13 protein-coding genes are annotated in these 14,819 nt (G+C 69.4%); 12 read left to right on the top strand and 1 reads right to left on the bottom strand.

The annotated features are described in order from the left end of the window. Positions 1-17: 17 nt before the first annotated feature. From LXN57_RS05900 to cysN, 6 genes are all read left to right on the top strand, one after another. Positions 18-647, top strand: coding sequence for a 50S ribosomal protein L25/general stress protein Ctc (locus LXN57_RS05900; protein ID WP_251797002.1), 630 nt, complete (start codon positions 18-20; stop codon positions 645-647). 95 nt (positions 648-742) lie between these two features. Then, complete coding sequence (gene pth / locus LXN57_RS05895) at positions 743-1,330, top strand: aminoacyl-tRNA hydrolase (RefSeq protein WP_251797001.1); 588 nt, start codon at positions 743-745, stop codon at positions 1,328-1,330. Positions 1,331-1,470: 140 nt separating this feature from the next. Next, on the top strand, positions 1,471-3,330 hold the full coding sequence (locus LXN57_RS05890) for a sugar transferase (protein WP_308206596.1): 1,860 nt from the start codon (positions 1,471-1,473) through the stop codon (positions 3,328-3,330). 21 nt (positions 3,331-3,351) lie between these two features. Then, positions 3,352-4,239, top strand: coding sequence for a 3'(2'),5'-bisphosphate nucleotidase CysQ (locus LXN57_RS05885; protein WP_251797000.1), 888 nt, complete (start codon positions 3,352-3,354; stop codon positions 4,237-4,239). Between the two features lie 68 nt (positions 4,240-4,307). Then, positions 4,308-5,219, top strand: a complete 912-nt coding sequence (gene cysD / locus LXN57_RS05880; RefSeq protein WP_251796999.1) for a sulfate adenylyltransferase subunit CysD — start codon at positions 4,308-4,310, stop codon at positions 5,217-5,219. Further along, entirely contained in the window at positions 5,219-6,517 is a 1,299-nt protein-coding gene (gene cysN / locus LXN57_RS05875; protein WP_251796998.1) for a sulfate adenylyltransferase subunit CysN, read from the top strand. Before cysD ends, cysN begins: the two co-directional genes overlap by 1 nt. Here cysN and LXN57_RS05870 read toward each other — a convergent pair. Further along, the gene (locus LXN57_RS05870; protein WP_251796997.1) at positions 6,501-7,331 is read right to left on the bottom strand and encodes an ATP-binding protein; all 831 of its coding nucleotides are present in this window, start codon (positions 7,329-7,331) and stop codon (positions 6,501-6,503) included. The genes cysN and LXN57_RS05870 overlap by 17 nt on opposite strands. 138 nt (positions 7,332-7,469) lie before the next feature. On the opposite strand from LXN57_RS05870, the gene LXN57_RS05865 reads away from it, so the two are divergent. The 6 genes from LXN57_RS05865 (at position 7,470) to LXN57_RS05840 (ending at position 14,809) form a co-directional block, all read left to right on the top strand. Then, the gene (locus LXN57_RS05865; protein WP_251796996.1) at positions 7,470-8,480 is read left to right on the top strand and encodes a LacI family DNA-binding transcriptional regulator; all 1,011 of its coding nucleotides are present in this window, start codon (positions 7,470-7,472) and stop codon (positions 8,478-8,480) included. A gap of 76 nt (positions 8,481-8,556) precedes the next feature. Further along, entirely contained in the window at positions 8,557-10,020 is a 1,464-nt protein-coding gene (gene arfA / locus LXN57_RS05860; protein ID WP_251796995.1) for an arabinosylfuranosidase ArfA, read from the top strand. After that, the gene (locus LXN57_RS05855) at positions 10,017-11,345 is read left to right on the top strand and encodes an ABC transporter substrate-binding protein (RefSeq protein WP_251796994.1); all 1,329 of its coding nucleotides are present in this window, start codon (positions 10,017-10,019) and stop codon (positions 11,343-11,345) included. The genes arfA and LXN57_RS05855 overlap by 4 nt, the downstream gene beginning before the upstream one ends. Further along, complete coding sequence (locus tag LXN57_RS05850) at positions 11,335-12,291, top strand: carbohydrate ABC transporter permease (protein WP_251796993.1); 957 nt, start codon at positions 11,335-11,337, stop codon at positions 12,289-12,291. Before LXN57_RS05855 ends, LXN57_RS05850 begins: the two co-directional genes overlap by 11 nt. Next, positions 12,288-13,112: a carbohydrate ABC transporter permease gene (locus tag LXN57_RS05845; protein WP_251796992.1), complete on the top strand. Its 825-nt coding sequence runs from the start codon at positions 12,288-12,290 to the stop codon at positions 13,110-13,112. Before LXN57_RS05850 ends, LXN57_RS05845 begins: the two co-directional genes overlap by 4 nt. A 2-nt stretch (positions 13,113-13,114) precedes the next feature. Beyond that, positions 13,115-14,809, top strand: coding sequence for a glycoside hydrolase family 43 protein (locus tag LXN57_RS05840; protein ID WP_251796991.1), 1,695 nt, complete (start codon positions 13,115-13,117; stop codon positions 14,807-14,809). Positions 14,810-14,819: the final 10 nt, after the last annotated feature.

Below are 14,819 nucleotides of genomic sequence, written 5' to 3'. Positions count from 1 at the left end.
GTTTCAGGAGTTTCCCCGTGTCCGAGGTAAAGATCAGCGCCGAGCCCCGCACCGAGTTCGGCAAGGGTGGTGCCCGCCGCACGCGCCGGGCCGGTTTGGTGCCCGCCGTGCTTTACGGCCACGGCGAGAAGCCGGTGCACATCGCGCTGCCGGCCCGTGAGTTCGCCGCCGCCATCCGGCACGGTGGTCTCAACACCGTGTTCACGATCGACATCGTCGGTGCCTCCGGCGCCACGCTGGCCCTGCCCAAGGCCATCCAGCGTGACCCGATCAAGGACACCTACGAGCACGTCGACCTCATCATCGTCAAGCGTGGCGAGAAGGTCCAGGTCGACGTCCCCGTGACGCTGGTCGGCGAGGCCGCTCGCAACACCCTGGTCGTCAACGAGTCGAACACGCTGGCCGTGGTCGCCGAGGCGATGCACCTGCCGTCCGGCTTCGACGTGTCCATCGAGGGCCTCGAGGCGGGTTCCCAGGTCACCGCGGGTGACGTCAACCTGCCGAGCGGCACAGAGTTGGCCGTCGAGCCCGACTTCGTGCTCGCGGTCATCTCGCAGGCGCAGACCGCCGAGCAGCTCGAGGGTGACACCGCCGAGACCGGCGAGGCGACCGAGGGCGACACCGCCGAGGCTGCGACCGCGGAGTAAGACCCGCCTAGTCGGCGTATGAGCAAGTGACCGGGGAAAGTGCCGCTACAGGCACTTTCCCCGCAGTCGTGTCCGGGATGGGGAGGGGAAAGTCAGTGAGCGACGAGTCGCCGTGGCTGGTGGTCGGTCTCGGCAATCCGGGCAAGGAGTACGCCGGCAACCGGCACAACGTGGGCTTCCTGGTGGCCGATCTGCTGGCGTCCCGGGTGGGCGCGAAGTTCGGCCGGGCCAAGCGTGCCCAGGCTGAGATGGCCGAGGGCCGGTTGGGTTTCGGCGGCCCCAAGCTCGTCCTGCTGAAGCCGCTGACCTACATGAACCTGTCCGGCGCCCCCGTGGTGTCGCTGGCCCAGTTCTTCAAAGTCCCTGTGTCGAACGTGATTGCCGTGCACGATGAGCTTGATGTGCCGTTCGGACAGATACGGGCCAAGCGTGGCGGTGGTGAGGGTGGCCACAACGGTCTGCGCTCCATGTCGAAGTCGTTGGCGGACAAGGAGTACGCACGGGTGCGGTTCGGGATCGGCCGTCCGCCCGGGCGGCAGGACCCGGCCGACTACGTGCTCTCCGACTTCTCCGGCGCCGAGCGCAAGGAGCTGGACTTCCTGGTCGACCGGGCGGCCGACGTCGTCGAGGCGATCGTGCTCGAGGGCGTGGAGTGGGCGCAGAACAAATACCACGGCGGTTGATGCCGCGGGGTCGAAACGTTTAGATCGTTTGGGCGGTTTTGTCCGTCTCCCGATCCCGTGACGCTCACGACTGTCCGACCGTTGGTCAGACGTATGCACCGGATCGGTGCAAAGCGACCGGCGTTTGGGGGAGGTTCGGGGTGCAGCAGAAGCTGTCCGCGCAGGAGGCGGTGCTGTCCCAGCCAACCGTGCTGCTGCCGGCGATCCGGCCGGTGCGTCCACCGGCGCACCCGCCCGAGGGTTACGGGTGGGCGAACCACCCGCCGGCCAACACCGGGTCCATGCGTACGAAGATCCCCGCTTCGGTCGTGCCGTTGAGCCCGCCACCGGCCGGATCCTCGTCACCCGGCTCGACGATGCACCTCGGCGTCACCGCTCCGGCCCGCCCCCGGCCGACCTCGCCCAACCGGGTCGACCAGCCGCCCGGCCGGTCCGACAACGCCCCGCCGCTGTCGGCCGGTGGCAAGTCCGACGTCGCGCGCAACCAGGCGGTCGACCGGCACTGGTCGGAGCGCCCCAGCAAGTCGGCGGCGACCCGCCCGGCCGCGCGGCCCTTCCTGCGAGTTCCCGGCCGGCACGCCGCCATGTCGCGCCGGCAGCGCTGGGAACGCCAGTACGTGCGCTCGCTGGTGCTGTGCGACCTGATGGCGGGCACGGCGGCCGGCGCGGTCACCTTCGGACTGCGCTTCGGCGACGAGGTGACCAGCTACAACCGCGCCTACGTGCTGCTGTCGTTCCTGCTGCCGGCGCTGCTGCTGACCGTGCTGGCGGTCTCGCGCGCCTACGAGCGGCGGTACCTGTTCGTCGGCACCGACGAGTACCAGCGGGTCCTTCGCGGTGGGGTCGGCCTGATCGCCGGCGTGGCCCTGGTGTCGTACGCGCTGGATCTTGATCTGGCCCGCAGCTATGTGCTGGCCGCCCTGCCGACAGCGATCGTCTCGTCGGTCGTCCTGCGGTTCGCGTTGCGCAAGCGGCTACATCTGTCGCGGGCCCGGGGCGAGAGTCTCCGCCGGGTGATTCTGGTCGGGCACGAGCTCGCGGTCATCGGCATGTCCCGCCAGCTGCGGCGCGAGCGTTACCACGGGCTCGAGGTGGTGGGCGCGTGCCTGCCGCCGGGACACGACGGCGTGGGCGTGAGCGGGCCGCAGGGGCTGGCCGTCTACGGCACGTTCGAGGATGTGGCGGGCGCGGTCGAGCAGGCCGACGCGGACACGGTGGTGGTGCTGAGCTGCCCCGAGCTCGACGGCGCGGCGCTGCGGCGGCTGGCCTGGCGGCTCGAGCGCGACGAGGTCGACCTGGTGGTGGCGAGCTCGCTGGTCGACGTGGCGGGCGCCCGGACGACGATCCGGCCGTTCGACGGGCTGCCGATGCTGCACGTCGAGCACCCGCGCCTGCACGGCGGATCGAGGCTGGTCAAGGAGGTGTTCGACCGGATCGGGGCGCTCGCGCTATTGATGATCTTCGGTCCCTTGCTGCTCGGTCTCGCACTCTGTGTGCGCTGCACTTCGCGCGGGCCGGTACTCTTTCGACAGGTGCGGGTCGGCCGCGACGGCCGGTTGTTCCGCATCTTCAAGTTCCGCAGCATGTATGTGGATGCCGAGGCGCGGCTGGCCGAGTTGCGGCATCTGAACGAGCACGACGGCGTGCTCTTCAAAATGCGTGACGATCCGCGGGTGACCCGGGTCGGGCGCTATCTGCGACGTTTCTCGCTCGACGAGCTGCCGCAGTTGCTGAACGTGGCGCTGGGGCAGATGTCGCTGGTCGGACCGCGGCCGCCGCTGCCCTCCGAGGTGGCGGCGTACGCCGACGACGTGCGGCGCCGGCTCGCCGTCAAGCCGGGCATGACAGGCCTGTGGCAGGTATCCGGACGTTCGGATCTGCCGTGGGAGGAAGCGGTCCGGCTGGACCTGCGCTATGTGGAGAACTGGACGCTGAGTTTGGATCTGGTGATCCTGTTACGCACCATGACCGCAGTGGTGCGCTCGTCCGGGGCGTACTGAGCTTGAGGGAGCTGCAAACAGATGGGCGAGCGGACAGAGACGTCGGCCCGTGTGACCTCCCAGCGGGAGAGCAATGACGGCGGCACGCCGCCGGTGATCGACGCGGCCTTCGCCCGGTGGCTGGCCGACAAGGCGGGGCAGACCCTGCTTCAGGTACGGGAAGAGATGGGCTACGCCGACGGCAAGGCCCTCAAGGCGGCCGGCGACAAGGCCGCGCACCACCTGATGCGGGCCGAGCTGGCGCGCTGGCGCCCGGCCGACGCTGTCCTCTCCGAGGAGGACGACCACGCGCGCGACGCCTGGCGCGAGGGCGAGCAGAGCACCGTGCGCCCCGAGCGCCTGGGTGCCTCGCGGGTCTGGATCATCGACCCGCTCGACGGCACCCGAGAGTTCTCCGAAGAGGGCCGCACCGACTGGGCCGTCCACGTGGCGCTCTGGACCGCCGACTGCTCGAGCCCGTCCTGCCTGGCCGCGGGCGCGGTCGCGATGCCGGCTCAGCACCGCACGATCGCCACCGACCACTCCCCGGCCTATCCGCCGATGCCGCTCGACGCGACCGCCGGTCCGATCCGGATCGCTGCCAGCCGCACGCGGCCGCCGGCCTTCGTCACCGCCCTCGCCGAGGACATCGGGGCCGAGCTGGTGCCGATGGGATCGGCCGGCGTGAAGATCGCCGCAGTGATCAGCGGCGAGGCCGACGCGTACGTGCACGCCGGCGGCCAGTACGAGTGGGACTCGGCCGCACCGGTCGCTGTGGCGTTGGCCACGGGCCTGCACGCTAGCCGAATCGACGGATCTGAGCTGAAATACAACGGGGCCGACCCTAAGTTGCCGGACCTGGTGGTGTGCCGTAAGGATCTCGCTCCTCGGTTGCTTGCAGCGTTGCAGCGTCACCTTCCGTCAGAATGACGGTTCTTCACTAGCAACACAGCCGCAAACCCCACTGATCCTCTAGATCCGATGTCTGGGAGCCACCGATGAGCCAGACGAAGCCGTACCGCGTCTCGCATCTGGATGCCCTCGAAGCCGAGAGCATCTTCGTCATGCGCGAGGTCATGGCCGAGTTCGAGCGTCCCGTCCTGCTGTTCTCCGGCGGCAAGGACTCGATCGTCATGCTCCGGCTGGCCGAGAAGGCCTTCACGCCGGCGCGCATCCCGTTCCCGGTGATGCACATCGACACCGGCCACAACTTCGCCGAGGTGCTCGAATACCGCGACCAGCGGGTCGCCATGCTCGGGCTCAACCTGGTGATCGCCAGCGTGCAGGAGGCGATCGACACCGGCCTGGTGCGCGAGCTGCCCGACGGCACCCGCAACCGCATCCAGACCCCGGTGCTGCTGGCCGCGGTCGAGAAGTACCGCTTCGACGCGCTCTTCGGCGGCGCCCGCCGCGACGAGGAGAAGGCACGCGCCAAGGAGCGCATGTTCAGCTTCCGCGACGAGTTCGGCCAGTGGGACCCGAAGAACCAGCGGCCCGAGTTGTGGGGGCTCTACAACGGCAAGCATCACCCGGGCGAGTCGATCCGGGTGTTCCCCCTGTCGAACTGGACCGAGCTGGACGTCTGGCACTACATCGCCAAGGAGCAGATCCCGCTGCCCAGCATCTACTACGCCCACGACCGTGAGGTCGTCGAGCGCAGCGGGATGTTCTACGCGGTCAACGAGTTCATCCGGCTCCGCGACGGCGAGACCTCCGAGGTGCGCCGGGTCCGCTACCGCACGGTGGGCGACGCCTCGCAGACCGCCGCCGTGCTCTCCGAGGCCGACACGGTCGACAAGGTGATCGACGAGGTCGCCGCCACCCGGATCACCGAGCGGGGCGCCACCCGCGGTGACGACAAGGTCAGCGAGGCCGCGATGGAAGACCGCAAGCGAGAGGGTTACTTCTGATGAGCCAGGCCGTCCTGGAGACCGAGACGGCGCCTGCCGCGCGCATGGACCTGCTGCGGTTCGCCACCGCCGGCAGCGTCGACGACGGCAAGTCGACCCTCATCGGCCGGTTGCTCTACGACACCAAGACGATCTTCGCCGACCAGCTCGAGGCGGTCGAGGCGGCCAGCGCGTCCCGCGGTGACGAATACACCAACCTGGCGCTGCTCACCGACGGCCTGCGGGCCGAGCGTGAGCAGGGCATCACGATCGACGTGGCGTACCGCTACTTCGCGACCCCGCGGCGCAAGTTCATCATCGCCGACACCCCGGGTCACATCCAGTACACCCGGAACATGGTCACCGGCGCCTCGACCGCCGACCTCGCGCTGATCCTGGTCGACGCGCGCAAGGGCCTGGTCGAGCAGTCGCGCCGGCACGCCTTCCTGACGTCGCTGCTGCGCGTGCCGCACCTGGTGCTCTGCATCAACAAGATGGACCTGGTCGACTGGGACAAGGCGGTCTACGACAAGATCGCCGACGAGTTCACCTCGTTCGCGGCCAAGCTCGAGATCGGCGACCTGACGATCATCCCGGTGTCCGCGCTGAACGGCGACAACATCGCGTCGCGCAGCGAGAACAGCCCGTGGTACGACGGCCCGTCGCTGCTGCACCACCTCGAGCACGTGCACATCGCCAGCGACCGCAACCTGGTCGACGTGCGGTTCCCGGTGCAGTACGTGATCCGTCCCCAGTCGACGACCGTGACCGACTACCGCGGCTACGCGGGCCAGGTCGCTTCCGGCGTGCTCAAGCCGGGCGACGAGGTGCTGGTGCTGCCGTCCGGCATGACCAGCACGATCGCCGCCATCGACACCGCCGACGGCCCGGTCGACGAGGCGTTCCCGCCCATGTCGGTCACCGTGCGGCTCAACGACGAGATCGACATCTCGCGGGGCGACATGATCTGCCGGCTGCACAACGCTCCGGCCGTCGCCCAGGACATCGAGGCGATGGTCTGCTGGATGGACGAGACGGCCCCGTTGCGGGTCGGCGGCAAGTACGCCATCAAGCACACCACCCGCTCGGCTCGCACGGTGGTCCGCGGCCTGCAGTACCGGCTCGACGTCAACACCCTGCACCGCGACGAGCAGGCCGGCGAGCTTCAGCTCAACGAGATCGGCCGGGTGCGGCTGCGCACGACGGTGCCGTTGCTCGCCGACGAGTACCGGCGCAACCGCACCACCGGTGGCTTCATCCTGATCGACGAGAGCACCAACCGCACGGTGGCGGCCGGCATGATCATCGAGGCTCAGTAGGGCCCTCGTTACGCTGCTTGGGCGGCAGTCGCGGAGCCTCGTTCCGCGGCTGCCGTCGCTCCGCCTCCAGCGGCGGTTGCAGCGTCGCCCAGACCACCTTGCCCGTACGGGTCGGCAGGCTGCCCCAGGCGACCGCGAGCGCGCTGACCAGTTGCAGGCCGCGCCCCCGCTCGTCGAGGGGCCGGCCGCGGCGTACCCGGGTCATCTTGAGCGGCTGGGGCAACTCGGCGACGCCGTCGGCCACGCTGAGGTGGATGCCGGCGCCCCGCAGGCTGACCGCCACCGTCATCTCGGTGCCGGCGTGCTCGATCGCGTTGTTGACCAACTCGGACATCACCGACCGGCTCGGATGCAACAGCGCCACCCTGTCCCAGACCAGGCAGGCGTCGCTGATCAGGTTGCGGGCCAGGCTGGGCGATTCCGGGTGGGGGCCCAGGGTGAGCGTAAGGCGCTCGGTCAGGGGCAGACGGCTCGCGATCGCCACCCGGGCCTGCCGCACGCGGGCGTAGATCGGCAGGTAGTTGCGAGAGCCCAGGCGCTGCATGCGGTCGGCCAGCGGCAGTTCGGGCGGGATGCAGAGGGCGAGCTGCACGGACGGCGCCAGCGCTTCGGCCGTCCGTCGCGCCGCCATCCAGGTCGGCGCGCTGACGCCGGTCGGATCGTCGAGACCGGTGAGGTCGACGATGAGCGCCTCCGGGTGCTCGGCCAGGCACTTCTGCAACCGCTCGATGGTCCGTTGCCGCAGCGCGCGGTCCCACCGCCCGGTCACGGTCAGCAGCACGATCGATGCATCGACCTCACTCTCGAGGCTCACTGCTGACTCCTTCACCGGCAGACACGCTGCGCTCAGGGACATGTCGCCACGGTAATCCCCCATGCCGCTCTCTGCGGTGCCCCTTAGCTCCGCCGGGTGATCGGACTTAAGTCCTGCAACGTTGTATAGTCCCTTTCCGTGCCAGCAGGCCTCAAGGACGTCGCGGCGCGGGCCGGTGTGTCGATCAAGACGGTCTCGAACGTCGTCAATGGTTACGTGCACGTGGCGCCGGCCACGCGTGCCCGTGTGCAGGCCGCGATCGACGCCCTCGGCTACGTGCCCAACATGGCCGCCCGCCAGTTGCGCAGCGGCCGCTCCGGTGTCATCGCGCTGGCCGTGCCCGAGCTCCAGTCGCCCTATTTCGCCGAGATCGCCGGGCTGATCGTGCAGGCCGCCGAGCGTCGATCATGGACGGTGCTGATCGACCAGACCGACGGGCAGGCCGAGCGCGAGCGCGACCTGGTCGAGGGGTTGCGGCGGCACGCGATCGACGGCCTGATCTTCAGCCCGCTCGCCCTGGCCGGTGAGGAGCTGGCGCTGCGCGACGGCACGCCGATGGTGCTGCTGGGCGAGCGGGTCTGGCACGGGCCGGCCGACCACGTCGCGATCGACAACACCGCGGCCGCGGCCGACGCGACCCGGCATCTGACCGCGCTGGGCCGGCGCCGGATCGCCGCCATCGGTGTGCAGGACAGGCCCTCGGCGGTGACCGCCCACCAGCGTCTGGCCGGCTACCGGGCCGCGCTGGCGGAGGCCGGGCTGCCGGTCGATCCGGCGCTGGAGATGCCCGCGGACGGTTTCCACCGGGTCGACGGGGCGGCCGCGATGGCCCGCCTGTTCGACCTGGAGTCACCGCCGGACGCCGTGTTCTGCTTCAACGACCTGCTCGCCCTCGGGGCGATGCGGACGCTGCTGTCCCGCGGGGTCTCGGTGCCGGGCGACGTCGCGCTGATCGGGTTCGACGACATCGAGGACGGGCGGTTCTCGACGCCGACGCTAAGCACCGTCGCGCCCGACGCGCCCCGGATAGCCCAGCTCGCGGTCGATCTGCTGGCTGAGCGCCTGAGTGACGGGCCGGCCGCGGCCGGAGCCCCGCGCGAGCTGCGAGTGGATCACCGGCTCGTCGCCCGCGAGAGCACGTCCGGCTGACGTCGTTTCCGATTCGTTTCGGGATCTTTACCGCGGTCTCTTTACAACGATGAATGCAACGTTGTAAAAAGTGGGCATGGCAGTGGCGCAGCTCACCCTCGATCCGGCTTTCACGATCGCCCCCGTCGACCGGCGGCTCTTCGGCTCGTTCGTCGAGCACATGGGGCGATGTGTCTACACGGGCATCTTCGAACCCGGTCATCCCTCCGCCGACGCCGATGGTCTGCGCGGCGACGTGCTCGACCTGGTGCGGGAACTAGGCGTGACCACCGTCCGCTATCCGGGCGGCAACTTCGTCTCCGGCTACCGCTGGGAGGACGGGGTCGGCCCGCGTGGCGACCGCCCGCGCCGGCTCGACCTGGCCTGGCGGGCGCTGGAGAGCAACGCGTTCGGACTGAACGAGTTCATGCGCTGGTCGTCGCTGGCCGGTGTCGAGCCGATGATGGCCGTCAACCTGGGCACCCGGGGCATCGAGGCGGCCGCCGAGCTGGTCGAGTACTGCAACCTCGCCGAGGGCACGGCCGCCTCCGACCTGCGCCGCAAGCACGGCGTCGCGCAACCTCACGACGTACGGCTGTGGTGCCTCGGCAACGAGATGGACGGGCCCTGGCAGATCGGCAGCCTCACCGCCGACGAATACGGGCGGCTCGCGGCGCGGGCCGGGCACGCCATGCGCCGGGTCGACCCGAGCATCGAGCTGGTCGCCTGTGGCAGCTCCAACTCGGACATGCCGACCTTCGCCGCGTGGGAGGCCACCGTCCTCGAGCACGCGTACGACCAGGTCGACTACATCTCGCTGCACACCTACTACGACCCCGAGAAGCACGACGAGGCCAGCTTCCGGGCGTCCGCGGTCGACCTCGACGGGTTCATCGACAACGTCGTGGCCACGGCCGACCACGTACGCGCCAGACTGCGCCGCCAGAAGCGGATCAAGCTGTCGCTGGACGAGTGGAACGTCTGGTACCAGTCCCGGTTCACCGAGCCCGAGGACCGCGCGATCGAGGAGCTGCCGGCCCTGATCGAGGACGACTACAACGGCACGGACGCCGTGGTGGTCGGCAACCTGCTGATCAGCATGCTGCGGCACGCCGACCGGGTCACCGTCGGCGCCCAGGCCCAGCTGGTCAACGTGATCGCGCCGATCCGCACCCGGGCCGGCGGCGAGGCCTGGCGGCAGACAATCTTCCACCCGTTCGCGCACACCGCGCGGCTCGCGCGGGGAACCGTGCTGCGCCCCGCTCTCACGTCGCCGGACATGACCACCGGCCGCTTCGGTGCGGTGCCGTCCGTCGACGCCGTGGCCACTCACGACGAAGAGTCCGGCGCCCTCACCGTCTTCCTGGTCAACCGTGGGGCCGAGCCGGTGCCGCTCACCGTGGACCTGCGCGCCTTCCCGCGTCACCGCCTGCGGGAGCACCTGACCCTCAGCGCCGAAAAGCCCGAGCTCACCTCGCTTGCGGTGAGCGACGGCGACGAGATCCTCCTTCCGCCCGTGTCCTGGCACGCGCTGTGCCTCACCCCCGAGGAGTCCCAATGAACCTTTCACGCCGTAATTTGATGGGCCTGGGCGTAGGAGCCGGCGGCGCCGTGCTCCTGAGCGCCTGTGGCGACAGCGGCCCGAACGAGAAGGTGACCGGTGGCGGGCAGAACGCCGCACCGGCCGCGACCGCGTACACCGGGCCGAACGTGACTCTGGCCTTCTGGAACGGCTTCACCGGTGGCGACGGCCCGTTCATGAAGAAGCTGGTCGACCAGTTCAACACCGAGCACCCGAACATCAAGGTCACGATGAACACGTACCAGTGGGCCGACTACTACCAGAAGACGCCGGCCGCCGTCGCCACCGGCAACGGTCCGGACGTCGGGGTCATGCACGTCGACCACGTCTCGACCAACGCCGCCCGCGGCGTGGTCCTGCCGCTGGACGACCTGGCCAAGGCGCTCAACTTCAAGGCCGAGGACTTCTCGCCGCCGGTGTGGAACGCGGGGGTCTACAACAATGTCCGCTACGCGATCCCGCTCGATGTGCACCCGCTCGGCTTCTTCTACAACAAGGCCGTGATGGAGAAGGGCGGTCTCGACCCCGAGAAGCCGCCGACGAACAACGACGAGTACCAGGCGGCCCTGGAATCGATGAAGGCCAAGGGAATCCAGGGCGACTGGGTCACCCCGTTCGAGTTCACCGGCAGCATGCAGTTCCAGTCGCTGCTGTGGCAGTTCGGCGGCAATCTCTTCGACGACCAGGGCACCAAGGCGCTCTTCGCCGAGCAGCCCGGCGTGCAGGCGCTGACCTGGATGACGGACCACGTCAAGAACGGCTTCAGCCCCAAGAACGTGGCTCAGGACGCCGACATCGTGGCCCTGCGCAACGGTAGGAACGCGTTCAACTGGAACGGCATCTGGACCATCAACACGCTCAAGGAGGACAAGAACCTCGAGTGGGGCGTGGCGCCGCTGCCGCAGATCGGCACGCAGAAGGCGGCCTGGGCCGGCTCTCACCAGTTCGTGCAGTTCAAGCAGAAGGCCAAGGACGACAACAAGCTGACCGCGGGCAAGGTCTTCATCAACTGGATCAGCCAGCACTCGATCGAGTGGGCCCGCGGCGGCCAGGTGCCGGCCCGTGCCGAGATCCGCAACGGCGCCGAGTTCAAGGCGCTGCCCGAGCAGGCGGCCATCGGCACGCAGATCGACTACCTGCACTTCCTGCCGCCGAAGCCGGGCATCGCCGACGTCATGGCCACCATGGTCACGGCGATCAACGAGGCTGTCCTCGGACGCAAGGAGCCGGCCAAGGCGCTCTCCGACGGCGCCGCCAAGGCCAACCAGCTCCTGGAGCAGAACGCCAAGAAGTATGGCAGCTGAGACCGCAGTCACCCGTACGCCGCCGGTGCAGGCTGGGGAGGCCGGCGCCGGCGGCCGGGTGCGCCGGACCGGACCACTCACGGCGTACCTGTTTCTGTTGCCGTACTTCGTCGTGTTCGCCACCTTCGTGCTGGCGCCGGCGGTCTACGGCCTGTGGATCAGCCTGCACGACTGGGACTACCTGCTGCCGGGCAAGCCGTTCGTGGGGCTGGACAACTACAAGGCGCTGTTCGACCCGGACTCGGCGGTCTACAGCTTCTGGTGGGAGAGCCTGTCGGCCACCGGCATCTTCACGTTGTTCAGCGTGCCGCTCCTGCTGATCATCCCGCTGCTGCTGGCGCTGCTGCTCAACCGCAGCTTCCGGGGCCGCACCTTCTTCCGGGCGGTCTACTTCGCGCCGTACGTGCTCGGGGTCGCCGTGATCGGTGTGCTCTGGCGTTTTGTGCTCGACCCCAACCTGGGCGTGGTCAACTCCGTGCTGGGCGCGATCGGGTTGCCGGGGGACACGCCGTGGACTACGGCGCTGCCCTGGGCCTGGGTCACGCTCGTCGGCGTGACGGTCTGGTGGACGCTCGGCTTCAACGCGGTGATCTACCTGGCCGGGCTGCAGGACATCCCGCGGGAGCTGTACGAGGCAGCGCGGATCGACGGCGGCGGCAAGTGGGCCGAGTTCCGGCACGTGACGCTGCCCGGTCTGCGCCCGGTGCTGCTGTTCGTCACGGTGAACACGATCCTCGTGTCGGCCAACATGTTCGGGCAGTCCTATCTGATCACTCAGGGCGCGCCGGGCACCGAGACCCGTACGGCGATCATGTACATCGCCCAGGTCGGCCTGAGCGACTACAAGATGGGCAGCGCCGCGGCGATGAGCTACCTGCTGACCGCGTGTCTGCTGGTGGTCAGCCTGATCGTGTTCCGTATGTTCCGGGAGAAGGACGCATCATGAGACGCGTACGCCCGATCGCCTGGTACACCGTCCTGATCGGACTGAGCCTGGTCTTCATCGCGCCCGTCGTGTGGATGCTGCTCACCGCGTTCAAGACGCCGGGCGAGGCCACCCGGGTGCCGCCCACGGTGCTGCCCGAGGAGCCCACCACGGGCGCCTTCGACACGCTGCTGGGCAACTCCCAGACGCCGGTGCTGCGCTGGTTCCTCAACAGCGTGCTGGCCGCTACCGGCCAGGCCGTGCTGGTGCTGGCGGTCGCTTCGATGGCGGCCTACGCCCTGGCCCGGCTCGAGTTCCGGGGCAAGAAGCTGATCTTCGGCATGATCATCGCGACGCTGTTCATCCCGAGCTTCGTGCTGATCATCCCGAACTTCCTGATCGTCGACCGGTTCGGGATGCTCGACACGTTGTGGGCCCTGATCATTCCGGGGGCGGCCGGCGCGTTCGGCGTCTTCTTCCTGCGGCAGTTCTTCCTGAGCCTGCCCAAGGAGCTGGAGGAGGCGGCCGTGCTCGAGGGGGCCAACTCCTGGCAGATCTTCACCCGCGTGGTCCTGCCGCTGTCCAAACCGGCCCTGGCCACGCTCGCGGTGATCAGCTTCCTGACCAACTGGAACGACTTCATCTGGCCGGTCTACGTGCTGTTCAGCCCCGAGCAGTTCACCCTGCCGCCCGGCCTGGCCATCCTGCAGGGCGCGTACACGATCAATTACCCGGTGATCATGGCGGGTGCGCTCGTGGCCAGCATCCCGGTGCTGCTGCTGTTCATGGTGGCGCAGCGCTACGTGATCGAGGGTGTCTCCCGTTCCGGCCTGAAAGGATGATCATGCGACGTCTGACGGCCGCACTCGCGGCGGCGATCACTCTGGTCGGTCTGACCGCGTCGGCAGCACACGCCGGCAGCGCGCCCGGACCGCGCAACCCGATCTCGGCCGACTTCGCCGACACGTTCGCCGACCCGGTGATCGTGCGGGGCGACGACGGCTTCCACTACGGCTTCGGCACGTCCGACCCGCTGCGTGAGGGCGAGAAGGTCGCCCACCGCATCCCCATCGCGCGCACGACCGACCTCAAGAATTGGAAGTACGTCGGTGACGCGTTCGGCGACCTGCCGCCCTACGCGGCGGCGAACGCCTCGCTGTGGGCGCCCGACGTGCGCAAGATCGGCAACCGGTGGGTGCTCTACGCGACCGTGACCGAGACGACCACCGCCCCCGGCGCCTCGGCGATCGGCGTGGCTACCGCACCGAAGCCGACCGGCCCGTGGACCTGGGCGCCGGAACCAGCGGTTCCGCCGCGCGCGGCTCCCGGCGGCGGCTGGTGGTGGACCTTCGACCCGGCTCAGCTGACGACCCCGGACGGTAGGAAGTACCTGTATTACGGCAGCTACTTCGGCGGCATCTGGGTCAGCGAGCTCACCGCGGACGGACTGCGGATCACCGGCATGCCGACGCAGGTCGCCATCGACAACAAGTTCGAGGGCGCTTACGTGGTGCGGCGCAACGGGTTCTATTACCTGTTCGCGTCGTCCGCCAACTGCTGCGCCGGCCCGACCACCGGCTATTCCGTGTCGGTCGGCCGGTCGCGGAGCCCGCTCGGGCCGTTCACCGACCGCGACGGGCTGCGGCTCGACGTGTCCCGGGCCGGCGGCACCCCGGTGATCGCGCCCAACGGCAACCGCTGGGTCGGCACCGGCCACAACGGACTGATCACCGACAAGCGCGGCCAGGATTGGTTCGTCTACCACGCCATCGACCGCAACGACCCCTACCTCGACGAGCCGTTCGGCATCAACGAGCGCCCGATGCTGATCGACCGGCTCGACTGGCCCGGCGGCTGGCCGACGGTGAACGGCGGTGCCTGGGCCTCCGACGCCCGCGACGCGCGTCCGGCCCCGACGCCGAAGCCGGGGCGGCTGCTGTCCTCCTCCTCCGATGAGTTCAGCGGCGCGCTGCGGGGCTGGAGCTGGGTTCGCCAGGATCCGGCGGCGACCGTCGACGGGGGAGCGCTGAGCTGGCCGGTGCAGGGCGCCGACCTTACCGGCGCCTCGAACAGCGCGGGCGTGCTGCTGCGGACTCCCCCTTCCGGCCGGTGGATCGCCGAGACCAAGCTGACGCTGCCGCTGGGCGAGGACGTCGTGCGCAATTATCAGCAGGCCGGGCTCATCGCCTACGCCGGCGACGACCTGTTCGCGCGACTCAGCGCGGTGGCGATCTGGAACACCCGGCAGGTCGAGTTCGGCAAGGAGATGCCGTACGCGGACGCGCTTTCGTACGGTGGAACCATCGCCGGCACGCCGGGGCTCACGACGACGTGGCTGCGGCTCGCGCACCGGGTCGACCCAGCCAACGGCGAGCACGAGTACCGGGCCGGCGTCAGCCGTGACGGCAAGCGGTGGACGTGGGGCGGGGTCTGGACGCTGCCCGCCGACAGCAACCCGCGGGTCGGTCTGGTCGCGCACGGCGGCGCCGAGCCGGCGGTCACAGCGACGTTTGATTACCTGCGGTTCTACCAGTGGTGAGGCGGACGCT

This window comes from Paractinoplanes hotanensis (genome assembly GCF_023717965.1).
Classification (GTDB): Bacteria; Actinomycetota; Actinomycetes; order Mycobacteriales; family Micromonosporaceae; genus Actinoplanes; species Actinoplanes polyasparticus.
The sequence above is the reverse complement of the archived record's forward strand: the minus strand, read 5'-3'. Positions and strand labels throughout refer to the sequence as shown.

What these genes read in the sequence shown, in the direction of transcription:
- LXN57_RS05840 (WP_251796991.1), top strand. Translation starts at nt 13,115, where the DNA reads ATGCGACGTCTGACGGCCGCACTCGCGGCGGCGATCACTCTGGTCGGT.
- LXN57_RS05855 (WP_251796994.1), top strand. Translation starts at nt 10,017, where the DNA reads ATGAACCTTTCACGCCGTAATTTGATGGGCCTGGGCGTAGGAGCCGGC.
- LXN57_RS05845 (WP_251796992.1), top strand. Translation starts at nt 12,288, where the DNA reads ATGAGACGCGTACGCCCGATCGCCTGGTACACCGTCCTGATCGGACTG.
- cysD (WP_251796999.1), top strand. Translation starts at nt 4,308, where the DNA reads ATGAGCCAGACGAAGCCGTACCGCGTCTCGCATCTGGATGCCCTCGAA.
- arfA (WP_251796995.1), top strand. Translation starts at nt 8,557, where the DNA reads ATGGCAGTGGCGCAGCTCACCCTCGATCCGGCTTTCACGATCGCCCCC.
- LXN57_RS05885 (WP_251797000.1), top strand. Translation starts at nt 3,352, where the DNA reads ATGGGCGAGCGGACAGAGACGTCGGCCCGTGTGACCTCCCAGCGGGAG.
- cysN (WP_251796998.1), top strand. Translation starts at nt 5,219, where the DNA reads ATGAGCCAGGCCGTCCTGGAGACCGAGACGGCGCCTGCCGCGCGCATG.
- LXN57_RS05850 (WP_251796993.1), top strand. Translation starts at nt 11,335, where the DNA reads ATGGCAGCTGAGACCGCAGTCACCCGTACGCCGCCGGTGCAGGCTGGG.